Raw genomic sequence first — 23,227 nt, 5'->3', positions numbered from 1 at the left:
ATGAATTATGTTAGAATATATCATAAAATTTAGCTTAAAAAACAAGCCAATTATTTTATTATTTATCGCATTTGTTATAGGGTTTGGAATTTTTTCATTAACTAAAATACCAATAGGTGCAGTACCTGATATTACCAATAATCAGGTACAAGTTATTACGACTTCACGAAATTTATCAACGCAAGATGTGGAGCAATTTATTACCTATCCTATAGAATTAGAGATGGCAAATTTACCTGGGGTTGTTGAAATACGTTCTGTTTCAAAATTTGGTCTATCAGTAGTTACCATCGTTTTTGAAGACAACTTAGGTACCTATTTACCAAGGCAATTAATTGCAGAAAAGATTAAATCTGCCTCTGAGAAAATACCGAAGGGTTTTGGTGCTCCTGAAATGGGACCCATAACTACGGGTTTAGGTGAAATTTATCAATATATTTTAGATGTAAAACCAGCCTTTGCTGATAAATACTCAACAACAGAACTACGTACTATTCAAGATTGGATTGTGAAAAGACAGCTTTCGGGTATTCGAGGCGTTGTTGAGATCAATACGTGGGGAGGTTATTTGAAGCAATACGAAGTGGCTATAAATCCCACAAAATTAAAGGCTATGAATATTGCTATTGCTGATATTTATAAAGCCTTAGAAAAAAATAACAGTGTTGCTGGTGGAGGGTATATCGAAAAATCTAATGAAGCCTTCTTTATACGAGGTGAGGGGTTGGTTAAATCTTTAGAGGACATTGAAAATATTGTTGTTAAAAACACAGATGGAAATCCCGTTTATATAAAAGATATTGCGAAAGTTGGCTTTGGAAGTGCCACTCGTTTTGGGGCAATTACAGGTAATGGTGAAGGCGAGAAAGTCCTCGGGCAAGTAATGATGCTGAAAGATGGGAATTCTAATGAAATTATTACAGCGGTGAAAGAGCGTGTGGCTTCCATTCAAAAAACGTTGCCTGAAGGGGTGTATATCAATGGATTCTTAGAGCGTAGTGAGTTGATTGGAAAAACTACGTTTACAGTGGCAGAAAATCTAATTTTAGGTTCCCTCATTGTTATTTTTGTAGTCGTTTTATTATTAGGTAACTGGCGTTCTGGTTTGGTGGTAGCATCTGTAATTCCGCTGAGTTTACTCTTTGCAATTTCATTGATGTATATTTTTGGTATAGATGCCAATTTAATGAGCTTAGGGGCTATAGATTTTGGTATTATCATTGATGGTGCCGTTATTATTGTGGAGTTTATTGCCTATCAAATAACATCAAAAAGCTCACATATTTTAGCGTTGTCAAAAGAGGAAAGACAAGGCGAAATTGATCAAGTTACACTAAAAGGAGCATCAAAAATGATGAACTCGGCCATCTTTGGTCAGTTGATTATTTTAATAGTTTTCATTCCAATCTTATCGTTAAGTAGTGTAGAGGGGAAAATGTTTAAACCCATGGCACTAACATTTAGTTTTGCCTTAGTTGGAGCAATGATTTTCTGTTTAACTTATGTTCCAGTAATAGCATCTATATTTTTAAAACCAGCTAAGCAAAGTGATAAGAATATCTCTGTGAGATTGATGAAGTTTATAAATAAGAAATATAAACCAGTTATTAAATGGGCACTTTTTAATAAAAAAATAGTAATAGGTCTATCAATAGTTTTGTTAGTAGTAAGTGGTTGGATTTTTAGTAGAATGGGAGGGGAGTTTGTTCCAACGTTAGATGAAGGTGATTTTGTAATTCAACCCGTTTTAAAAACAGGAACTTCATTAAGTAAAACCATAGATATTACTACTAAAATTGAAAATATTTTATTAGATAATTTTCCAGAAGTAGATCAAGTAGTTAGTAGAATTGGGGCTGCTGAAGTACCCACAGATCCAATGTCAATGGAAGAGAGTGATGTTATTATTAAACTAAAACCCAAAAAGCAATGGACGTCTGCTTCAAGTAAAGACGAATTGGCAGATAAATTTAAGGAAGCTCTCGCTGTAATTCCAGGTATGGAAGTAGAATTTACGCAACCTATTGAAATGCGATTTAATGAATTGATTACGGGCGTAAGAGCAGATGTGGCTATTAAAATATTTGGGGAAGATTTAAATATCCTGGCTAAAAAAGCAGATGAAATTAAAAATTTAATTGCAAATGTTGATGGTGCTTCAGATATCATTGTCGAGAAAGTGGCTGGTTTGCCGCAAATGAGCGTAAATTTTAATAGAAGTAAGATTGCGAGGTATGGGTTAAATATTGCCGATTTAAATCAATTAATTACCATGGGCTTTGCGGGTGAATCTCTGGGGAGTGTTTTTGAAGGCGAAAAGCGTTTCGATTTGGTATTACGTTTAGATGCTAATCATCGTAAAAATTTATCCAGTCTTCAAAATTTATATGTTGATACGCCTAACGGACAAAAAATTCCGTTGAGCGAATTAGCAGAAATTAAATATTCGTTAGGTCCAGCAAAAATATCTAGAGATGATACGAAACGTCGCATAGTTGTTGGTATTAATGTTCGTAATCGAGATTTACAATCGGTGGTAGATGATGTTCAGGCTATAATTGATCAACAATTAAAATTACCTCCAGGTTATTCGATTACGTATGGTGGTCAATTTGAGAATTTACAAAGTGCGAAAGACCGATTAAAAATAGCGGTACCTATTGCCTTAGTACTCATATTTATTATGCTTCATTTTGCTTTTGGATCCATTAAAGAAGCGTTGATGGTCTATTCTGCTATTCCTTTAGCCGCAGTAGGTGGAGTGTTGTTACTTTGGATACGGGGCCTGCCTTTTAGTATTTCTGCAGGTGTTGGTTTTATTGCCCTTTTCGGGATAGCTGTATTGAATGGAATTGTATTGATAGAGCATTTTAAAGAGCTAAAAGAGCAAGGTGTAAGGGATATTAATGAACGTATTTTACGAGGGACTTCTGAGCGATTGAGACCTGTTTTATTAACAGCAATGGCTGCTGCTTTAGGTTTTTTACCTATGGCTATTTCAACCAATGCTGGTGCTGAGGTACAAAGACCATTGGCAACCGTTGTAATTGGAGGTTTAATAACGGCAACTTTTTTAACGTTGGTGGTGTTGCCCGTTTTATATGCTTGGTTTGAAGATAAAAAGGAAATTAAAATGAATAAAAAGGGAATAGCATCCATAATAATAGTGCTGCTTACTGTAAGTGTTAATGCACAGCAAGAGCCATTAACCGTTGATAAAGCGGTGACATTGGCCATTGAAAATAATGCTGAACTAAAAGCCTCAGCATTAATGGTAGACAAAAGTGATGCCCTAATTGGTGGTGCTTTTGATTTTGATAAAACGACTATTTATTATCATTATGATGAGAGTAATTTGGGGACTAACAATTTACCATTAAGAGTTTTTGGAGTACAGCAAGATTTTAAGTTCCCTACGGTTTATTTTGCCGATAAAAAAGTTGGTAAGGCAGATTATAAAATGCAACAGTCTAAATATGATATTAAATTAGAAATAGTAAAACGTAACGTGTATTTAGCATATTTCGATGTTGTTTATGCCCAAAACAAAGCAGAAACCTACCAATTTTTGGACAGCTTATATGCCAATTTTGCAAAAGCATCTGAACGTAGATTTGAATTGGGAGAAACGAATTATTTGGAGATGATAACTGCCAAATCTAAACAACGGCAGTTGCAAACATTATCTAAGCAAGCCGAACAAGAAGTGGTTTTAATGAATGAACAATTAAAGGCAGTTGTTCAGGTCGATAGTATTTTGGTACTGTCACAACCATTGGTAAAACTGCCGTTGCAATCTATTTCTGTAGATGATAATGTGGGCTTGGATTATTACCAAAATGCGGATTTTTATTATAAAGCCTTGCGACAAAAAGAAAAACAGAGCCTGTTACCTGATTTGAGTATTCAATATTTTCAAGGCTCAAATAGTTCTTTACCTCAGCAAATGATAGGCTATCAGTTCGGTGTTAAAATTCCATTATTATTTGGAGGTAAGTCGTCAAAAATTAAGGCATCAAAAATTGCTCAAAATATTATAAAAGAGGAGCATACAGATTATAAAGTCAAGTTAAAAACAAGTTATGCAAAACTGATGGCTGAACTTAATCAATATAATGAAGCTGTACTGTATTATGAAACGCAAGGAAAACAACTTTCGGAAGAAATTATTAAAACGGCAGAACAAAGTTTTAAACATGGTGAAATTGATTTTTTTCAATACATACAAAGTATAGAAACTTCAAAAGATATTGAGCTCACTTATTTAGACAACCTGAATAAATATAACGATACCGTAATTGCCATAAATTATTTAACCTTATAAAATCCTTATTAAGGGATTTAGTAAAAGACATTATTTATTGAAAAAGTAAATAGAAAAATAGTAAACACTTAAATAAATTTAAACAAATGAAAAATTTATATATTATTTTATTCGCTCTCTTTTTAGGGGCTTGCGGAAATTCCGATAAACAAGAAAATGATGAAGTAATAACTTCAAATACAGATTTAATTGAAGTTACCAAAGCTCAATTTGAGTCTGAGAAAATGAAATTAGGTTCGTTTATAGAGCAAGATTTTAATAAAAGCATAAATGTAAATGGAATGATTGATGTTCCGCCACAAAATAAGGCCAAAGTAAGCTCTTTTTTAGGTGGTTACATTAAAAGAACACCTCTTTTAATTGGCGATAAAGTTAAAAAAGGGCAGTTGTTAGTTACGATAGAGAATACAGAGTTTGTTGAATTGCAACAGCAATATGCTGAAATAACAGAACAACTCAATTATCTAAAATCGGAATACGAAAGGCAGAAAACATTGTTTGAAGAAAAAATTACTTCTCAAAAAAATTACTTAAAAGCAGAAAGTACCTATAAAAGTGCCTTGGCACAATCTAAAGGATTACGACAAAAATTAACAATGTTGAATATCAATCCAAAAGCTGTTGAAAATGGTAATTTTACTTCTCAAATAAATATATATGCACCTATAGAAGGTACAATTTCAAAAGTAAATGTAAGTAATGGTATGTATGTATCACCTGCTAATACTATTTTGGAAATAGTAGATACCGACCATTTACATTTAGAATTGTCCGTTTTTGAAAAAGACATCTTACACGTTAAAAAAGGCCAAAAGGTGTTGTTTAAAATATCAGAAGCTTCAGATAAAATGATTATGGCAGAAGTGCATTTAGTGGGTACAACAATTGATGAAGCTAATAGAACGGTTAAAGTACATGCACACTTAGAAAATGAAGATATTAATTTAATCGTAGGTATGTTTGCCGAAGCTCAAATTATAACTGATTCTAAAAAAGGTTGGGCTTTACCTATTAACGCGGTTGGTGAAATAGGAAATGACTTTTATACCTTAGTTGTAAAAAATAAAAATGATACTGGTTATAATTTTGAGAGCATAAAGTTAGAAATAGGAGATAAAACGGAAGCGTATTATGAAATTTTGAATAGAGATGTTTTAAAAGATAAAGAAATTCTTATTAATGGTGCATTTATGTTATTGAATGAAGGTTGATTATTTTAGGTTGACAATATACCGTGACATAAAAGCAACCAATTTCTTTTTTTGCATCTAAAAGTGGTATGACATTAAATTGTATATCTTTTTAACTCAAATCAAACAATGAAAAAATTAATAACAATTGTACTTTTATTAGCATCTATTGTAACATTTGCACAAATTGATGATGTGCCCGTAAAGAAACATGAAATAAAAGCCAATGCTTTTAATATCATAGTTTTTAAGGCCGCTGACTTTTCGTATGAATACTTAATAGATTCTGAATCCTCTTTTGGAGCATCCTTGTTAATTAATTTACAAGATAGCGATAATGATGATTATTATGATGAACCTTATTATTATGAGAAGTTTGCATTTACACCTTATTATAGAAGATACTTCTCAAGTAAATATGCTTGGGGGTTCTTTTTAGAAGCTTTTGGTATGTACAATGTTCAAGAAGATTATGATAACAGATATTATGATTATTCTACTGATATGTATTTAAATGATGGTTCAAATGAAACTTCAAATAACATGGCGGTAGGTATTTCTATTGGAGGGAAATTTGTGAGTGGAAAGGGATTTGTTTTTGAATTTTATGGAGGTGTAGGTAGAAATATTTATCAATCAAATGAAGATTTTGCAACGGAATTAGTACCTAGATTGGGGGCTTCATTTGGATATAGATGGTAGAAATGATTACTAACGATTTTAATTTTTAAATTTAGAATTGTTGGTTTTGAAATAGAACTCTGAACTTATTTTATGAAGAAATTATTAATAATCTCACTTTTTTTATTGACATTATTTTCTTTTGCTCAAGAGGAAAGTGATTATATTAGACGAAATGAATTAAAAGTTAATGTTTTTAATCTCATTGGGTTAAAGGTAGTCGATTTTTCCTATGAACGCTTGTTAGACGAACAATCTTCTGTTGGTGTATCTTTTTTCTTCAATTTAAAAGATAATGAATTGTCTGATTTAGAAGAGGTTTTTGAATTGTATTACAACGAAACATTTGCCTTAACATCCTATTATCGCTACAATTTTTTAAATAGATATACCAGAGCCTTTTTTATTGAAGGTTTTGGAATGTATAATGTTCAAGAAAACTTTAATAATTCAGGTTATGAAAATGAATATGACCCTGTTGTTGAAGATTTCGAGGCTACTTCAAATAATGTTGCAATAGGTGTTTCGGTTGGTGGAAAGTTTGTCAGTGGTAAAGGATTTGTTTTTGAAATCTATGGAGGAGTAGGAAGAAACCTTTATACTTCAAATGATGATATAGCTACAAATCTTGTACGTAGAGTTGGAGCTTCTATTGGTTATAGATTTTAAACTTTTGAAATTGTAAAGGCTTTCAAAACTGTATGATAACAACTTAAAATGAAAGCCTCTATTTATAATTTAAACCATTGCTCCATTGGCTCCTATTACTTGACCTGAAATCCATTTGGATTCATCACTAGCCAAAAATAAAACAACGTTAGCAATATCAATGGGTTGTGCTAATCTATTAAATGCATTCATTGCACTTAATTTTTCAATAAATCCTGGCGTTTTTCCTTCTAAAAACAAATTGGTTTCTGTTGGGCCTGGAGCCAGTGCATTTACTGAAATACCTCTACCTATTTCTTTTGAAAATACGCGTGTCATTTGCTCAACGGCAGCCTTAGATGCAGAGTAAAGGGCATAGGTGGGAAACATTAATTTTACAGTACTTGACGATAAATTAATAATTTTTCCATTGTCAGATAATTTACTATCTGCTTCTTGCAAGGTGTTAAAAACCCCTCTTACATTTACATCAAATAATCTACTAAAATCTTCTTGGGTATTGTCTTTTAATTTTTTAGAAAACATAATACCAGCATTATTTATAAGGACATCAACTTTGCCATATGTTTTGATGGTTTTATCAAATAATTGAATAACTTCATCTTTTTGGCTTACATCTGCTTTTATAGAAATAGCATTGCCTCCATTTTTTTTAATGCTTTGTACCGATGCTTGTGCTTCAGCTTCACTATTCGAATGATTTACAACTACTTTTGCTCCATTTTTAGCTAAAAGTAAGGCAATTTCTTTACCTATACCCTTAGAAGAACCCGTTACAATAATTACTTTTTTCTCTAATTTCATAATTTTATTTTAGGCAACTTATTTATCGTTTTCAGTTTGTAAATAGATAACAAAGCTAGAAAAATTGCTATAATAACAAGTACTATTTTTGGTTCTGGTCTAGCAAAAAATTCAAGACCTAATGCTGTTACCATTGTTACTAATAAAAATGCATAAGCTATTTTACCAATTGTTGCGTTTTTATTGAATATAAAAATAAGTACAAGTAGAGCTAATATTAATTCTGAAATCCCTGTAAAGATTCTAAAAAAATCAGCATCTAAATGAATGACTTTTTCAAATTGAATAAAGCCAGCAGTACTTTGTGGTTTAGCCAATAATTTAGGAATTGCAAAAAAGGTCATCACCGCTATGGTAATAATATTGATTATTTGATCTATAATTTTCTTCATTTAATTTTGTTTTAAGAATGTGATTAAATCTTGTGGTTCGGCTCTGTTTCTATAATCAGCATCTAAAAATGCATATTTAATTACTTTATCTTGCCCAATAATATAAGTAGCAGCGAGTGGTAGTTCAGCCTTATCATTACCATTATATTTACTCAATTCAAAACTGTTTTCATAAATTTCTGCAACATCATCAGTTAATTTATAAACTACGTTATATTGATTAGCCACTTCATTATCAATATCGCTTAAAACTTCAAATTGTAATTCGTTTTTTTCTTTCGTGGTAATTGAATTGTCTGGAACCTCAGGAGTTAATGCCAATAAATTAGCACCATATTTCTTAAATTCTGAAAGTGATTCTTGCATATAATGTAGTGTCATGTTACAATAGGGACACCATCCACCACGATACCACATTAATATGACGGGGCCCTTTTTAAGTTCATCAAATAAGGTTATTTTTTCACCAGATGCATTTGTAAGGGTAAAGTTAATAGCAGTATCTCCAACTTGCAAAGCGTTGCTTACAATATGTCTCTTTGCTACTGATTTTATTCCTGCCGCGTATTTTGTTTTTTTCTCAATGGAAGCAGATGTTTCAAAACTCGCTTTTCGATCGTTTAATTCTTTTTCTAAAGGTCTTTCTATACTATCTTGTTTCATAATATTTTTTTTGTACCATCAACTATAAATAGTAAAATGTTTAGCACGGATCTGTCGCTTTAAAGTTGTGCTCTATTTATGATTTAGGAAATAATATGGAGCTATTATTTTAGTGCAATTAATTTTTTAGTTATCAATGCTAAATCTGACTCGTTAATTTCGGGAGTTGGAGCTAATGGATATAATTGTGCTCCAGGTCTGCTAATAAAGGCTGCTCTCCAATTTGCCCAAAGAGCACCTGCAATATCCCAACCATGAGCCGCAACTAATAAGCATTCATTGGATGCAATACCCATTTTTCTGGCTGCCCAATCGTAAGTATCGGCATGTGGTTTAAATTTACCAATATCTTCAACACTTAATCTATCGTCAAAAAAGTCAAGTAATCCTGCATTTTTAAACTGTGTTTCAACACCTTTGTTGGATGAGTTTGTAAATGATACTAATTTGTATCCAGCACTTTTTAATTCTGTAAGGGCTTTTTTTACTTCAGGGTGTGCAGGCAAAGATCGTATCGGACCTAAAATAGCTTCTTTAGCTTCTGTTTCAGAAATAGATATATTATTGTTTGATGCTACCATCTGTAAAGCTGCAGCACCAATTACTCCAAAGTCTTTGTATTGTCTTCCTACCGTGGAAACTAATGAGTATTGCAACATCGTTGTAAACCATAAGGGTAATAAATCACTTCTATTTTCTAGTGCTTTTCCAACACTTTCTTTCATGGCTGTTAAATCTAATAAAGTTTCATTTACATCAAAAAAAAGTACTTTAGGTCTATTTAAAAAGAGCTTCTCAGTTTTGCTATTCTGGTTATTTTGAGCAAAGCCAAATTGTGGTATCGCTGCACCTGCCAATCCTGCCAATGCTGTTTTTTTGATAAAACTTCTTCTGTTATTTTCCATTATTTATTGTTCTAAAAATATTCTATTTATTATGTTTTAATTGTAAAAATTATGGTTTTAATTGTTTTAAATATAAAGAGAGTCCGATAATGTAATCGTCAAGAATCAAATCGTCATCGTAAAGTTTTCTCAGACCTCTAATGCCTTCAAAAGCACTTATTAAATAAACAGCAACTGCTTTACTAGAAACAGTCTTGTTAATTGAATTTTCTGTTTTTCCTCTTTCTATTAATGCTATAAGAGCGTTTTTCCAATTTTCAACAATACTTTTTAGTGCATTTTGATAGGCCAATTCATAATCGCCAATTTCATTTATAAAATTATTCATTGGACATCCATGTTTTTTATCATAAAAAGGAAATGATTTTATCCTATTTAAAAAAGTAAATTCTATGATTTTAAACGCATCACCAGATTCTCCTAAAGGGGAAATCATACCATCATAAACTCTTTTTTGAATTTTCAAGCCAATAACTTCTAGTCCTAATTCTTTTTTATTTTTATAATGATGATAAAATGCACCTTTTGAAAGTGTAGTGGCTTTCATTATTTTTTCAATACTCGTCGTTTTAAAACCCTTTTCGTAAAATAGGTTAAAAGCATTGTCTATTATTAATTGTTTAGTCAGCTCTGACTTTAAATCTTGTTGCATGATGCAAATGTACATTAAAACATACCTGTCCGAATGTTTTTAACTATTATTTAACTTTGATTAACTCTAATAATCACGAATACAAAAAAATATACAGTTTAATTAACTAGAATACAGGTTGTTAAATATGTTTGGATCTGTGCTCTATTTCATAGATATCTCATCTATAAATACCCATGCATCTCCTTTACGAATATGCCATTCAGGTAATTCCCCTCTGTTTTTCGCAGTAATTTTAACAAAAGAAACATTTTGTGATGTAAATTTGGCTTCTATTCTTTTTATAATTGGAGCTCTGGATTTAATGGATATCAATGCTTCGTTAAAAACAGTTTTATAAGTAGTGCCATCTTCCGAAACAGCTATTGTTACCTCAGTGGGTAACATTACAGACGTAGCGTCAATATGTTGAAAAAAGTTCAAACCAATATAGGATAGCTTATTCGATTCGCCTAAATCGATGGTTACTTCGAAATCTTTTTTAGGAAGTCCCTGCCAATTAGGGTCATCACCACGTGCATTGGCAAATTTATTGTTAAATAAAGCTTGATCCCCACCACCATTGTAACTTTCGTTATAGGGGTTGGTGTAGGTAACTTTACATTTTTCACTGAAACCAGTTGAGAACATTTTTTTCAATGGAAATCCAATAGGCTCATCTTTTCGAAACGCTTGTGCATACAATTCAATAGGAGCAGAAAAACGAATTGGTTTTGAATAGGTTTCTGCACTTGCTGTTGGAGCAATTCCATTTAAAGTATATTTTAAATCATAGATGCCCAATTCATTTTTTAATTCTAATACAAATTCCTTACTGGTTTTGTTATAAGTAACTTCATAATCTGGTGACACCGCACTGCCTGCAAAATTATAATTTAACTCTTTAAGCCTATCAAAATGAATATCTATTCTCTTAATGAAATCTTGTTCATTTTTTTGACTCGGACTCGTCCAAAGAGCTTCTGATAATGCAGCTATTCTTGGTAACATCATATATTCAATATGACTTAAAGTTTTAATTTGTTCAGTCCAAAGATTGGCCTGTGCACCAAGTATATGATGCTTTTTATCTGCTGTAATATCATCAGGTACAGGATAAAAATTATAAACACTAAGCAGATTGTTGTAACCACCCCACGAAGGTGGCTCATATTCACTTTTACCTTGGTTATGGTCAAAATACAACGGAAAACCTGGTGACATAACGACATCATGACCTGCATTGGCAGCTTCAATACCGCCTTCAAATCCTCTCCAAGACATTACGGTTGCTCTTTCTGGTAATCCGCCTTCTAGAATTTCATCCCATCCAATTAGTTTTTTACCTTGAGCATGTACAAATTTTTCCATACGTGTTACAAAATAGCTTTGTAATTCTTCACCATCATGTAGGTTTTCATCGTTCATCCTTTTTTTACATTTTTCGCAACTCAACCAAGAGTCTTTACCAACTTCATCACCACCAATATGCACATATTCGTATGGAAAAAGGGGTGCAATCTCGCTGATAATGTTTTGTAAAAATTCAAAAGATTTATCGTTTCCGGCACAATAAACGCCTGATGTTCCAAGACCATCACAACTAAATTCAGGATAACATTGTAATGCAGCTTCAGAATGCCCAGGCATTTCTATTTCTGGAATTACATCAATATAACGTTCGGCAGCATAGGCAACTATTTCTTTTATATCGTCTTTCGTATAGAAGCCTCCATAGACTTCACCTTGGCTATCCTTATAAGTAGTCTCAAAATTTTCCCAAGGAGTACTATTTTCTTTTACTTTTCTCCATGCTCCTTTTTTGGTTAATTCTGGATACTTATCAATCTGAATTCTCCAACCGATACCATCTACCAAATGCCAATGAAACTTGTTCATTTTATGCATTGCCAAAATATCAATTACTTTTTTAACGGAATCTTTTGTTAAGAAATGACGAGACACATCCAACATCATACCTCTCCAGCCAAATTCTGGAGCATCTTTAATGTTTACAAAATTTAGTGTAGGCTTTGTTATCAATGTTTTCGGTGTAAGCATTTGTTTTAAGGTTTGGAGACCATAAAACAAACCTTGGTAAGAGTTTCCTGTTATTACAATACCAGTTTTGGTTATATCTAATTGGTATCCTTCTTTTTCGGTTTCTTTTTTAGCAACCAATAATTGGATAGCATTTGTTTGTGGTTCTGTTTTGGTTTTAAGATTTAGATCAAAGTTTTTAGCTAAAAAGGCATTCAGTTTTGAAGCAATTAATAGACTCTGTTTCGAGTTCTCTATTACAATTGTCGTTTTTTCTGCGATTGTAAAAGTCCCATCTTGGTAGTTTACTTCGTTCGGTTGTGGAATTATTCCTGTTTTTTTGATAGGTTGCGTTTTACACGAAATTGCTATGAGTAAAATGCAGAATATTAGTAGGTTGAGAAGTTTCATAGAATAGGAATTCGATTTTTTATTTTGGTTTATTGCTAATTGTAAAATATATTATTGTTTCAATGAAGTTGAAAAGTAAAACTACAAATACCCAAACAACTTTTTCATTTCCATTAATCTTTCTTTTTGAAAGATCTACATAGAGTCAAATTTTAAAGTAATAGTTACCTTCCATATTTCTTATACAATTCTTTATAATTTTTCATAGTATCAACATCTAAAGCCATACTATCAGCATCAACAAAAAGAACATCACCCATGTTTTCTTTGATTACCGCCTTCGCTCCTTTATCTTCATTAAAAGTAGCCAATTGATTAAAATATTTTCGACTAAAAATTGCAGGCACGCCAATGATTTTATGCTCTTGAGTAGCAACAATTCCAAAATTATTTTTACAAAATTTAGCAATTAATTCTTTATAATGCGAAGCAGTTAATAAGGGCTGATCTGCCAATGCAATTAGAATACCATCAAATTGAGTAGGGGAGTTGTTTATAAAATCCATAGCACAAGCAATGGATTTTCCCATACCTAATTCCCAACTCTCATTTTCTATAATTTCGATATTAAAATTTTTTATTTCTGGTTTAATGATTTCACTATTGGCTCCTAAAACAACATAAACGGTATCAATCTTTGCTAATAAACCTTGTTGAATAGCATTGCCCAATAGGGTCGTTTTTTTCCATGGTAACAATTGCTTTATGGATTTCATACGAGATGAAGCTCCTGCAGCCAAAATAACTAGAACTATTTTTTGTGGTTTTACAATTGCTTTCACGTTCTAAGATAGGTAATTATCAGTATGAATTCCTTGCTGTACATTTTTAAGGGAAGTTGGATTTGCACCCCGAGTTACAGCAAGTATTTCAGCACAAATTGACAGTGCAATTTCTTGTGGTGTTATCGCACCTATATTTAATCCTGCTGGGCTGTGAATTTTTTCGATAAATAGATCATCAACAAGAGGATTGTGTTCCATGTAGTCGTTAAGTAAAGTTTCTCTTCGTTTTACAGAACCCAATACACCGATATAATCAGGTATTATTTCTTTCATCGCAATTAAATATTGAAAATCTTTGGCGTAATTGTGAGTCATTAAAACAATCGCCGTTTGTTCTTTAATAATGTAGTTGTCAAATATACCTGGAGCTTCGTGAAGCATTTTGTGAGCACCAGGAAAATCTTCAATCGATTTTGGATCAGTAGGCGAAGTAATAATAATAACATCCCAACCTAATGAAGACGCAAAAATACAAAGTTCAACGGCATCGTGCTCTGCACCAATAATGACCAATCTAAAACATGGTTTTAAGGTTTGGTTAAAAAGATGGTTGGAGGTATTTACACTTTTTTTTACAGATTGGTTAAAATTAAACTCAAGTGAATCATCAAATAAAATAGTAGAACCGTAACTTTTATCAGCATCAATATTTTTTGAGTAATAACTATTTATAGTAAAACTTTTGTGCTGATTTAAACTCGTATTAAATGCATTTATAAAACTAGGTTCGGGATTAAATAATTCTAACAAAATATACAACGTGCCTTCACAACCTAAGCGATAACGACCGTCATAAGCCATTACTTTAGAAATTCCTGTTTTAAAAACCGAATGCGATTGTTTTAAGATTTCTTTTTCTACACAACCACCGCTAACTGCACCAATCATAGTACTATTTTCGATAATGAGCATCCGTACACCTGGCTTTCTGTATGAAGAGCCTTCCAACGCTACAACTGTGGCAATAACGCATTGCAATCGGCTTTCTTTTGCTTTCTGAAAGCCTTTTATTATTTTTTTAAATTCGTGAGTCACTAAATTTTGTATTAAGGACGAAGGTTATCGAAACACCAAACTAATGACAAGGTACTCCAACAGACATTTATATATATTTTTTCTTAACCAAAAATCTTTTCACTAGCATTAATAAATGGCTGTTTTGTAATACGAATGCCAGTTGCGGCTTTAATAGCATTTGCTACAGCTGCACTTGCTGGTGGTAAAGCGGGTTCGCCAAGACCGGTTGGAGCTATTTCATTTTCAATAAAATGAACTTCAACTTTAGGTGTTTCTTTCATTCTTACCAAACGATAGTTATGAAAGTTTGTAGACTGCGGTACTCCATCTTTAAATTCTAAATTACCATACATAGCATGGCCAATTCCATCAAGTACACCACCTTCCACTTGGTTTCTTGCACCTAATGGATTTACAACAATACCACAATCTAATACACAAGTAACTTTTTTTACTACAGGTACGCCTGCTTCCATAACTACATCAGCGACTTCGGCCACGTGCGTATTATGACAATAATATGCCGAAAATCCTTGATATGTATTTTTGTCTACTTTTCCCCAATTTGATTTTTCTACAGCTTCATTTATTACAGCTTCTAAACGTTCTGGAGAATATTGAATGCGTTCGTCTGTTGTACCTTTTACATTTTGGAGTAAATCTAAACGCAATTGGATTTTATCAACATCCATGGTTTCTGCCAATTCATCAAAGAAGCTTTGTTCTGCAAAGGCTAAAAAATTGGTGTAAGGAGCTCGCCATGCCCCTGTGGTAATATTACTTTTATAATTAGCAATATCTACCTGATAGTTTTCTATAGCACCTGCAGGAAAAAAGTTGGGAATTAATCCGTACATATTACTATTTATAGCTGCTTCTTTTAAATGATATCCAGTAACTTTACTATCTTTTATGGCAGCACTTATTTTGTACTTAATGGCGGGTTTATAAATACCATCAGCCATATCATCTTCTCTTGAAAAAAGTACTTGTATTGGTTTTTTTGCAATATTTGATATTAAAGCCGCTTCTATGGCAAAATCACCATATAATCTTCTTCCAAATCCACCACCCATACGTGTCATTTCTAATGAAATATCTTTAATGTCTCTCTCTAATTCTTTCGCAATTCTATTGGCAGTACCTGCTGGAGTCTGAATTGGCCCCACTAATTCCACTTTTTTATCTGTGACATCAGCGAAAAAGTTCATAGGTTCTAAACAGTTATGAGGTAGGAATGGTGATTCATAAGTACGTTCCAAAACTGAATCTGCTTCCTTAAAAGCCTTGTTAATATCACCATCTTTTCGGAGGGTTTCAAATTTATTTCCCGCTAATAAATCAAGCAATATTTTGTCATGATCTTCGGTACTTTCTAACGTTGTATCTTCTTTCCAAGTCGCTTTTAAACTTTTTTTGGCTCGCATGGCAATCCATGTACTCGTTGCTAAAACAGCTATTTTATCTCCAAATTGAAAAACATCAACTACACCATCTTTGGCTTTAGCTTCTGTATCATCAAAAGAAACTAATTTTTGCCCGAACGCTGGCGGTCTCATTACAGAGGCATATAACATACCTTCTCGTTTAAAATCGATTCCAAATAAAGGTTTTCCAGTTATAATTTCATCAACATCAACATTTTGAACATCTTGTCCGATGATTTTAAAGTCTTTAGGATCTTTTAATTTAACATCTTTAGGAACTTCTAATTTTGCAGCATCAAGTACTACTTCACCATATCCTAATTTTTCACCTTTTTTGTTAGAAATAACTCCGTTTTCAACACTACATTCCTTAGCGTCAACTCCCCATTTTGCAGCCGCCGCATTGACTAACATTTGCTTAGCGGTTGCTCCAGTTTGCCGCAGTGGTTCCCAACCATGTCTAATAGATTGACTTCCACCTGCTACTTGTCTTTGAAATACATCCATATCTAATCCGCCTTGAACTACATGTACGTTGTCCCAAGAAACATCTAGTTCCTCAGCAATTAACATTGGCATTGACGTTTTTACACCTTGTCCAATTTCAGGATTGGGTGCAAAAATGGTAACCATTCCATTATCTGCTATTTTAATAAATCCATTAAAGTCATTAAAATTAAGTTTAGATATATCAATTGCGGGTTTTACCTGAGGTTTACAAGCATTAAATAAATTAAACCCAATAATCATTCCTCCTCCAGCAAGAGCTGATGTTCGTAAAAACGATCTTCTATCTATATTTTTCTTTTGTGATTTCATCTATCTCGGATTTAACTATTAGCAGTGGCTGCTTTAGCAACAGCTTTTTCAATACGGTTATAAGAGGCACATCTACAAATGTTACCATGCATGGCATCTCTAATTTCATCGCTATTGGGATTGGGGTTTTTCTCTAAAAAAGCAGTCGCTGTCATAATTTGACCCGCTTGGCAGTAACCACATTGTGGCACATCAATTTCTTTCCAAGCCAATTGAACAGGGTGATCACCAGCTTCAGAAATACCTTCAATAGTAGTTATGGACTTATCAGCAACTGATGAAATAGGTAAAGAACAACTTCTAACAGGTTCGCCATTTAGATGAATGGTACAGGCACCACATTGGCCAATACCACATCCATATTTTGTACCTAATAGGTTAAGATGATCTCGTAACACCCATAAAATGGGAGTATCTTCACTTACCTCTATGTCGTAAGATTTATTATTTACTTGTAGTTTGTATTTTGCCATTTGAAGATTATTTAGTTAAAATAAATCAATTACTTGTGATAAGTTATAGAATTCTAGCAAGTTAATAAAAAAATAAATGCGGTTTGATAAATTTAACAATCTGCGATACTATATTATGAACAAAAAAACGCAATAAGAAATACTTATTGCGTTTTTAAAATAGAATTATTTAATCTATTTAGTTCATTTTTTGCAACCAATGCTTAACATCAACTTCCTTTTTGATAATTTCTCGTAAATCATCAATTTTTACACGTTTTTGTTCCATTGTATCTCTATGTCGAATGGTTACTGTATTATTTTCAAGGGTCTCATGATCAACAGTGATACAAAAAGGTGTTCCATTAGCATCTTGACGTCTGTAACGTTTACCAACGGCATCTTTTTCATCGTAAAATACATTAAAATCCCATTTTAAATCTTCAACAATTTGTTTCGCTACTTCTGGTAATCCATCTCTTTTAAGTAATGGTAAAATAGCCGCTTTTGTAGGTGCCAATACTGCTGGTAATTTTAAAACGGTTCTTGTGGTATTGTTATCTAATTCTTCTTCTACTAAAGCATTTGAAAATACTGCTAAAAACATTCTATCTAAGCCTATAGACGTTTCTAAAACGTAAGGTGTGTAGCTTGCATTTTCTTCATGATCAAAATATTGAAGTTTTTTACCAGAAAATTCCTCATGCTGTTTCAAATCGAAATCTGTACGCGAGTGTATTCCTTCTAATTCTTTAAATCCGAAAGGAAATTTAAACTCTATATCTGTTGCAGCATCTGCATAATGAGCTAATTTTTCATGATCGTGAAAACGATAATTTTCTTCGCCCATACCCAACGATAGATGCCATTTTAAACGGGCTTCTTTCCAGTGTTTAAACCATTCTTTTTGAGTTCCTGGCTTAATAAAGAATTGCATTTCCATTTGTTCAAACTCACGCATTCTAAATATGAATTGACGTGCAACAATTTCATTTCTAAAGGCTTTACCTGTTTGGGCTATCCCAAAAGGAATTTTCATTCGTCCTGTTTTTTGGACATTAAGAAAGTTCACAAAAATACCTTGAGCCGTTTCTGGACGTAAATATAAATCCATTGCAGAATCGGCAGAAGCTCCAAGCTTAGTACCAAACATTAGGTTAAACTGTTTCACTTCGGTCCAATTTCGAGACCCAGATAAAGGATCTGCGATTTCTAATTCTTCAATTAGAGCTTTGACATCTACAAGGTCTTCTTTTTCTAAAGATTTCCCCATCCTTGTTAAGATACTATTAATTTTTTCTTGATAACCTACAACGCGAGGATTGGTACTGACAAACTCTTCTTTGTTGAAGGCATCTCCAAATCGTTTTTCAGCTTTGGTTACCTCTTTATTTATTTTAGTTTCTATTTTAGCACAATAATCTTCTATCAAAACATCAGCTCTGTAACGTTTTTTAGAATCTTTGTTATCTATTAATGGATCATTAAAAGCATCAACGTGTCCTGAAGCTTTCCATGTTGTAGGATGCATAAAGATGGAAGCATCTAACCCTACAATGTTATCATTTAATTGCACCATGGCTTTCCACCAATAGTCGCGTATGTTTTTTTTAAGTTCAACTCCGTTCTGAGCATAATCGTAAACGGCACTTAAGCCATCGTAAATCTCACTACTTTGAAATACATATCCGTATTCTTTAGCATGAGAGATAACTTTTTTAAATTGATCTTCTGGTTTTATCATGTTGCAAAAATAGAAAATTATACATGAATTGATTTAAACTTTTTGCGTTTAAACTAAAAATAATATTTTTTTCTTCAATGGACAGTTTTTTTGAAGTCTAAAGTAGAATTTCAAGAGGAAGTAAAGACGAAAAAGGAGTTCGATATTGTCTTTTTGTTAAAATCATAAAGTTTTAAAAAACGAGGTCATGCTCCAAAATAAAAAAGTGCAACTAGTTTACCTAGTTACACTTTAATTTTTTATGTTAGAATTTAAAATCTTACAAACCTAAAAAGGCATCTTTCAATTCTAATTTAGCAGCACCTACAATGTTGCCTTCTACATATACTTTTACAGTATAATTACCTTTTACAAATTTTTGAGGTATCTTTTCAACAAACATTACGACATCTTTATCAAGATTTTTATAATCTACAACATCAGTGTCTGTATAAGGCATTTGCTTACCATCATTAGCAGTAAAAGTTCCTTTTTCGCTTAAAACTTTACCACTTGGGTTTTGAATTACAATATATGCCGTTTTATCTCCAGGTGTAGCAATTTCATTTCCTTCAATTCTAAAAGTTACACGAATAGCTTCTGCTTTTTGAGCTTTAGTAGTTTCTGCATATTTACCATTACCTCTTAATCTCATAGCCATTGCAGATACAGAGTTAACTCTTAATGCACCACCAATTTTTACTTTTTCTGATAAATTTACGTTTTGAGCCATCAAAGTGTCATTTGCATTGGTTTGCTCAATTAACTTACCTGTTATGCTATCTCTTTGAATGGTTAAGTCATTATTTACTAAAAATAATGAATCAGCTACACTCATTAATCTTTCATTAGTTTTTTCTAAATCTGAAATTTTTCCACGGTAACGTCTAATTAATGACCAGTTGGTACTTTTTAGATTTTGAACAGAATCTTTAAAAGCGATAATTCTATCTCTTTCAATGGTTAATTCTTCAGACATTGAATTGTTTTGAGCAATTGCGGTGTCGTATTTTTCTTCCATAGCTGTTAAATTGCCTAAGATTTGTTCTTTCTCTTGTTTCAAGAATTCTTCGGAGGCTTTAAATTTAGAAGTAGTACGCATAGTGTAGACACCTAACCCGACAAGCAAAGCTAATAATATACCTATTATAATTTTTTTGTTTGAAGATGATTTTTGTTCTTCCATAATGAAAATAATTAAAGTTTTAATTTAGAGTTTGTTAAATACTTATCTAAGCAAAACGTAAATTTAGAAAAATATTGTATTCAGCGTTATCTTTTTTTGCATTTGTATATGAAGGCAGGAGGTATATTTCTTATTTCAAATTCTAAATCAACATTGCTATATATTTTTTTAAATTTTTTGTAATAAGTTAAGCTGTATTGATATTGTAAAAAGCAGCCATCATCTTTTAGTTGAGCATAACTTTCGTCAAGAATTTTCTTTGTAACGTTGTCAGGTATATTTGTGAGTGGCAAGCTAGATACGAAATAATCAATATTTGAAATATTCAGTTTTTCACAAACTGCTTTTATATTTTCACAAGATTCATTTAAAACCGTTAATCTGGAATCTTTAAATGTTTTTAAATGTTCATAGAATTTCTCATTAATTTCAAAAGAGATTAATTTACTGTCTTTATTTAAATTTTTAAGAAGTTCTTTTGTGAAATTTCCATTACCTGATCCATATTCAACAATCACATTTGTTTTTGTGAAGTCAACTTCTTTTAGCATTTTATTTATTAAATATTTGGAACTAGGTGCTACAGTGCCAGAAACTTTAATATTTTTAATGGCTTCTTTTATAAATGCTTTTTTTGTTTTCAATATCGTATCTTTAGTAAAATATCAGTTAAATTCACCGAATAATTGTCAAAGATGCGATTTTTTAGAGATATTTATCACTTATTTTTTCCTAAAATTTGTGTTTGTTGTAAAGAACAATTATTACAAAATGAAGATACCTTGTGTTTAAAATGTAGATTTGAGCTTCCAATAACAGATTTTATTACTGAAATTGATAATAAAGTAGAGAAAGCCTTCTACGGTCGGTTGCCCATAGAATTTGGAGCATCATTGTTTTATTATAAAACGAAAGGCGTATCTCAACAACTTATCTATCAATTAAAATATAGAGGTCAACAAGATATAGGTAGTCTATTAGGAAATTGGATGGGAGCTCAATTGAAAGAGAGTCAAAGGTTACCAAAAATTGATTATATAGTTCCAGTTCCATTACATGATAAAAAACTTAAGAAAAGAGGGTATAACCAATTAACCACTTTTGGGTTCAGTTTATCTGAAATTATTGAAGCACCTTATTTAGAGGGTGTTTTAGTGCGGAAATCTAAAACGGAAACACAAACATTAAAACAACGTTTCGACCGTTGGAAAAATGTTCAAGAAATATTTGACGTAAGCACTTCTAACTATTTCGATAATAGCCATGTGTTATTAATAGATGATGTTATTACAACAGGAGCAACCTTAGAAGCATGTGCTAATCAAATATTAAAATCAAATAATGTAAAAATAAGTATTGTTACAATGGCTTATACCGAATAGATTATTTCTTTACTTTTGCAACAAATTAAAACAATGAGGAAACAACTTTCTGTACTTTTTGGATTTTTTCTGTTGGTGCTTTTTTTAACGGATTGTGCTAAAAGAGGAAGACCTACAGGTGGAGATAAGGATGAGGATGCACCATTATTGGAAAAATCCTTTCCAGCAAATTATTCTACAAATTTTAAAGGTAAAGAGTTGAAGCTAATTTTTGATGAATATGTGAAGTTGAAAGATGTAAACACTCAATTAATTATTTCACCACCTTTAAAAAGTAGTCCTTTAATTACTCCATTAGGTACGGCAAGCAAAACAATTACTATTAAAATTTTAGATACGTTAAAAGAAAATACAACCTATTCCTTTAATTTCGGACAGAGTGTAACCGATAATAATGAAGGTAATGTTTTTAATAATTTTAAATTTGTTTTTTCAACAGGGCCTATTATAGATTCTCTTAAAGTAAGTGGTAATATAAAAGATGCCTTTAATAAAAAAACGGATGAGAATGTATCCGTTATGCTATATGAAATAAATGAGGCTTTTAATGATTCTGTTATCTATAAGGAAAAACCCTATTATGTAGGTAATACCTTAGATTCTACCGTTTGGGAAATTACCAATATAAAAGCAGGTGAATATTTGCTAATGGCCTTAGGTGATAAATCTAAAAATTATACTTTTGATCCTAAAGAGGATAAAATTGGTTTTGAACAAAAGAATATTACAATACCTACAGATTCAAGTTTTAGCATCAAATTATTTAAAGAAATACTTCCTTTTAGATTTACAAGACCTTTTGAAGTGAGCAAAGGGCATATCCAGTTTGGATATGAAGGCCTGGCGGATAGTATAAAAATAGAACCTTTAAGAGTTGCACCTGATTTTAAAAGTGTTTCTAGTTTTGAAAAAGATAAAGATACTTTGAATTATTATTTTAACGGTAGTGTGGCTGATTCTATTCAATTTAAAGTGTCTAATAGAGAAATTATAGATACTGTAATTGTGAAACTGCGTTCAAAAAAAGTAGATACACTCCGATTAACAAAGTTGAACTCTGGCGAATTTCAGTTAAAAAATCAATTAAAAATTTCAAGTAATTTGCCATTAGCATCAGTAGATACTACTAAAATTGATTTTTTCGATCAAGATACTATTTTGGTAAAGTATGATATGAAAATTTCAGAGGACAAGTCAGAACTTATTTTCAACTTTGAGAAAAAATACAATCAAAAATATACGATGGATATTTTACCTAATTCTATTTTTAACTTTTTTGAACAAAGTAATGATACCATAAAATATAAATTTAGTACTAAAAAAGTAGAAGATTACGGTAAGTTATTTGTTACTTTAAAAGGTGTTAAAAAGTTTCCAATTATTGTTCAATTACTATCCAGTAAAGAAAAAATTGTTCAGGAGATCTATGCTACCGAAGAGCAACAATACGATTTTATTGATTTATTGCCTGGTAAGTATTTACTAAGAGTTATTTATGACGTAAACGGAAATAAAAAATGGGACACGGGTAATTTTTTACGTAAAGAACAGCCAGAAAAAGTAATTTACCTTGAGTTTACAAATGATGTAAGGGCAAATTGGGAAATGCCAGAGTCGTTTATTTTGGAATAGAGATAAAATGAAAATTTTACATTTTAAATAGCAGAAGTTTTACACTTAAGGTAAGTAACATTTGTTCCATTAAATTCTTTTAATATGTTAAGTC

At 31.9% G+C, this 23,227-nt stretch carries 19 protein-coding genes and 1 pseudogene; 6 read left to right on the top strand and 14 right to left on the bottom strand.

All coding sequences use genetic code 11. The features are described 5' to 3' along the window. Window positions 1–7: 7 nt before the first annotated feature. From JBL43_RS02860 to JBL43_RS02845, 4 genes are all read left to right on the top strand, one after another. A complete protein-coding gene (locus JBL43_RS02860) occupies window positions 8–4,324 on the top strand; it encodes a CusA/CzcA family heavy metal efflux RND transporter (protein ID WP_198839959.1) in 4,317 nt (1,438 codons plus the stop codon). An 86-nt stretch (window positions 4,325–4,410) separates the two neighbouring features. Further along, on the top strand, window positions 4,411–5,535 hold the full coding sequence (locus JBL43_RS02855; protein WP_198839958.1) for an efflux RND transporter periplasmic adaptor subunit: 1,125 nt from the start codon (window positions 4,411–4,413) through the stop codon (window positions 5,533–5,535). 108 nt (window positions 5,536–5,643) lie between these two features. After that, on the top strand, window positions 5,644–6,216 hold the full coding sequence (locus JBL43_RS02850) for a DUF3575 domain-containing protein (RefSeq protein WP_198839957.1): 573 nt from the start codon (window positions 5,644–5,646) through the stop codon (window positions 6,214–6,216). Between the two features lie 72 nt (window positions 6,217–6,288). Then, complete coding sequence (locus tag JBL43_RS02845; RefSeq protein ID WP_198839956.1) at window positions 6,289–6,864, top strand: DUF3575 domain-containing protein; 576 nt, start codon at window positions 6,289–6,291, stop codon at window positions 6,862–6,864. Window positions 6,865–6,933: 69 nt separating this feature from the next. Here the strand turns inward: JBL43_RS02845 and JBL43_RS02840 are convergent, their stop codons facing one another. From JBL43_RS02840 to JBL43_RS02775, 14 genes and pseudogenes are all read right to left on the bottom strand, one after another. After that, a complete protein-coding gene (locus JBL43_RS02840) occupies window positions 6,934–7,668 on the bottom strand; it encodes an SDR family oxidoreductase (RefSeq protein WP_198839955.1) in 735 nt (244 codons plus the stop codon). Then, entirely contained in the window at window positions 7,665–8,060 is a 396-nt protein-coding gene (locus JBL43_RS02835; RefSeq protein WP_198839954.1) for a hypothetical protein, read from the bottom strand. The genes JBL43_RS02840 and JBL43_RS02835 overlap by 4 nt, the downstream gene beginning before the upstream one ends. Continuing rightward, complete coding sequence (locus JBL43_RS02830) at window positions 8,061–8,723, bottom strand: peroxiredoxin-like family protein (RefSeq protein ID WP_198839953.1); 663 nt, start codon at window positions 8,721–8,723, stop codon at window positions 8,061–8,063. Between the two features lie 104 nt (window positions 8,724–8,827). After that, window positions 8,828–9,628, bottom strand: a complete 801-nt coding sequence (locus JBL43_RS02825; RefSeq protein ID WP_198839952.1) for a haloacid dehalogenase type II — start codon at window positions 9,626–9,628, stop codon at window positions 8,828–8,830. A gap of 49 nt (window positions 9,629–9,677) precedes the next feature. After that, window positions 9,678–10,280 (bottom strand): TetR/AcrR family transcriptional regulator, encoded by a 603-nt coding sequence (locus JBL43_RS02820; protein WP_198839951.1) that lies wholly within the window; start codon window positions 10,278–10,280, stop codon window positions 9,678–9,680. A gap of 144 nt (window positions 10,281–10,424) precedes the next feature. Continuing rightward, complete coding sequence (locus JBL43_RS02815) at window positions 10,425–12,710, bottom strand: glycoside hydrolase family 20 protein (RefSeq protein WP_198839950.1); 2,286 nt, start codon at window positions 12,708–12,710, stop codon at window positions 10,425–10,427. 19 nt (window positions 12,711–12,729) lie between these two features. Further along, window positions 12,730–12,837, bottom strand: a pseudogene (locus tag JBL43_RS20500) (hypothetical protein); the annotation flags it as partial. A gap of 37 nt (window positions 12,838–12,874) precedes the next feature. Continuing rightward, window positions 12,875–13,492 (bottom strand): nucleotidyltransferase family protein, encoded by a 618-nt coding sequence (locus JBL43_RS02805; RefSeq protein ID WP_198839949.1) that lies wholly within the window; start codon window positions 13,490–13,492, stop codon window positions 12,875–12,877. 3 nt (window positions 13,493–13,495) lie between these two features. Continuing rightward, window positions 13,496–14,530 (bottom strand): XdhC family protein, encoded by a 1,035-nt coding sequence (locus JBL43_RS02800; RefSeq protein ID WP_198839948.1) that lies wholly within the window; start codon window positions 14,528–14,530, stop codon window positions 13,496–13,498. 83 nt (window positions 14,531–14,613) lie between these two features. Continuing rightward, the gene (locus JBL43_RS02795) at window positions 14,614–16,758 is read right to left on the bottom strand and encodes a xanthine dehydrogenase family protein molybdopterin-binding subunit (protein WP_198839947.1); all 2,145 of its coding nucleotides are present in this window, start codon (window positions 16,756–16,758) and stop codon (window positions 14,614–14,616) included. 11 nt (window positions 16,759–16,769) lie between these two features. Beyond that, window positions 16,770–17,231 (bottom strand): (2Fe-2S)-binding protein, encoded by a 462-nt coding sequence (locus JBL43_RS02790; RefSeq protein ID WP_198839946.1) that lies wholly within the window; start codon window positions 17,229–17,231, stop codon window positions 16,770–16,772. A gap of 178 nt (window positions 17,232–17,409) precedes the next feature. Continuing rightward, a complete protein-coding gene (locus JBL43_RS02785) occupies window positions 17,410–18,954 on the bottom strand; it encodes a glycine--tRNA ligase (RefSeq protein WP_198839945.1) in 1,545 nt (514 codons plus the stop codon). A gap of 259 nt (window positions 18,955–19,213) precedes the next feature. After that, window positions 19,214–20,119: a DUF8428 domain-containing protein gene (locus tag JBL43_RS02780; RefSeq protein ID WP_198839944.1), complete on the bottom strand. Its 906-nt coding sequence runs from the start codon at window positions 20,117–20,119 to the stop codon at window positions 19,214–19,216. Window positions 20,120–20,205: 86 nt separating this feature from the next. Continuing rightward, window positions 20,206–20,763 carry a class I SAM-dependent methyltransferase gene (locus tag JBL43_RS02775; protein WP_198839943.1) on the bottom strand — a complete coding sequence of 186 codons (558 nt, stop codon included), beginning with the start codon at window positions 20,761–20,763 and terminating at the stop codon, window positions 20,206–20,208. Between the two features lie 51 nt (window positions 20,764–20,814). Here JBL43_RS02775 and JBL43_RS02770 point away from each other — a divergent pair, with 51 nt between their 5' ends. Beyond that, window positions 20,815–21,501 (top strand): ComF family protein, encoded by a 687-nt coding sequence (locus JBL43_RS02770; protein ID WP_198839942.1) that lies wholly within the window; start codon window positions 20,815–20,817, stop codon window positions 21,499–21,501. Window positions 21,502–21,534: 33 nt separating this feature from the next. Then, window positions 21,535–23,133, top strand: a complete 1,599-nt coding sequence (locus JBL43_RS02765) for an Ig-like domain-containing domain (protein WP_198839941.1) — start codon at window positions 21,535–21,537, stop codon at window positions 23,131–23,133. Window positions 23,134–23,227 lie beyond the last annotated feature (94 nt).

Source organism: Aureibaculum flavum (assembly GCF_016406085.1).
Taxonomy (GTDB): Bacteria; Bacteroidota; Bacteroidia; order Flavobacteriales; family Flavobacteriaceae; genus Aureibaculum; species Aureibaculum flavum.
Note: the sequence above shows the minus strand (reverse complement) of the source record. Positions and strands in the feature narration are given on the sequence as shown.

What these genes read in the sequence shown, in the direction of transcription:
- JBL43_RS02835 (WP_198839954.1), bottom strand. Translation starts at nt 8,060, where the DNA reads ATGAAGAAAATTATAGATCAAATAATCAATATTATTACCATAGCGGTG.
- JBL43_RS02825 (WP_198839952.1), bottom strand. Translation starts at nt 9,628, where the DNA reads ATGGAAAATAACAGAAGAAGTTTTATCAAAAAAACAGCATTGGCAGGA.
- JBL43_RS02790 (WP_198839946.1), bottom strand. Translation starts at nt 17,231, where the DNA reads ATGGCAAAATACAAACTACAAGTAAATAATAAATCTTACGACATAGAG.
- JBL43_RS02840 (WP_198839955.1), bottom strand. Translation starts at nt 7,668, where the DNA reads ATGAAATTAGAGAAAAAAGTAATTATTGTAACGGGTTCTTCTAAGGGT.
- JBL43_RS02850 (WP_198839957.1), top strand. Translation starts at nt 5,644, where the DNA reads ATGAAAAAATTAATAACAATTGTACTTTTATTAGCATCTATTGTAACA.
- JBL43_RS02770 (WP_198839942.1), top strand. Translation starts at nt 20,815, where the DNA reads ATGCGATTTTTTAGAGATATTTATCACTTATTTTTTCCTAAAATTTGT.
- JBL43_RS02795 (WP_198839947.1), bottom strand. Translation starts at nt 16,758, where the DNA reads ATGAAATCACAAAAGAAAAATATAGATAGAAGATCGTTTTTACGAACA.
- JBL43_RS02815 (WP_198839950.1), bottom strand. Translation starts at nt 12,710, where the DNA reads ATGAAACTTCTCAACCTACTAATATTCTGCATTTTACTCATAGCAATT.
- JBL43_RS02830 (WP_198839953.1), bottom strand. Translation starts at nt 8,723, where the DNA reads ATGAAACAAGATAGTATAGAAAGACCTTTAGAAAAAGAATTAAACGAT.
- JBL43_RS02845 (WP_198839956.1), top strand. Translation starts at nt 6,289, where the DNA reads ATGAAGAAATTATTAATAATCTCACTTTTTTTATTGACATTATTTTCT.
- JBL43_RS02785 (WP_198839945.1), bottom strand. Translation starts at nt 18,954, where the DNA reads ATGATAAAACCAGAAGATCAATTTAAAAAAGTTATCTCTCATGCTAAA.
- JBL43_RS02820 (WP_198839951.1), bottom strand. Translation starts at nt 10,280, where the DNA reads ATGCAACAAGATTTAAAGTCAGAGCTGACTAAACAATTAATAATAGAC.
- JBL43_RS02780 (WP_198839944.1), bottom strand. Translation starts at nt 20,119, where the DNA reads ATGGAAGAACAAAAATCATCTTCAAACAAAAAAATTATAATAGGTATA.
- JBL43_RS02855 (WP_198839958.1), top strand. Translation starts at nt 4,411, where the DNA reads ATGAAAAATTTATATATTATTTTATTCGCTCTCTTTTTAGGGGCTTGC.
- JBL43_RS02765 (WP_198839941.1), top strand. Translation starts at nt 21,535, where the DNA reads ATGAGGAAACAACTTTCTGTACTTTTTGGATTTTTTCTGTTGGTGCTT.
- JBL43_RS02860 (WP_198839959.1), top strand. Translation starts at nt 8, where the DNA reads ATGTTAGAATATATCATAAAATTTAGCTTAAAAAACAAGCCAATTATT.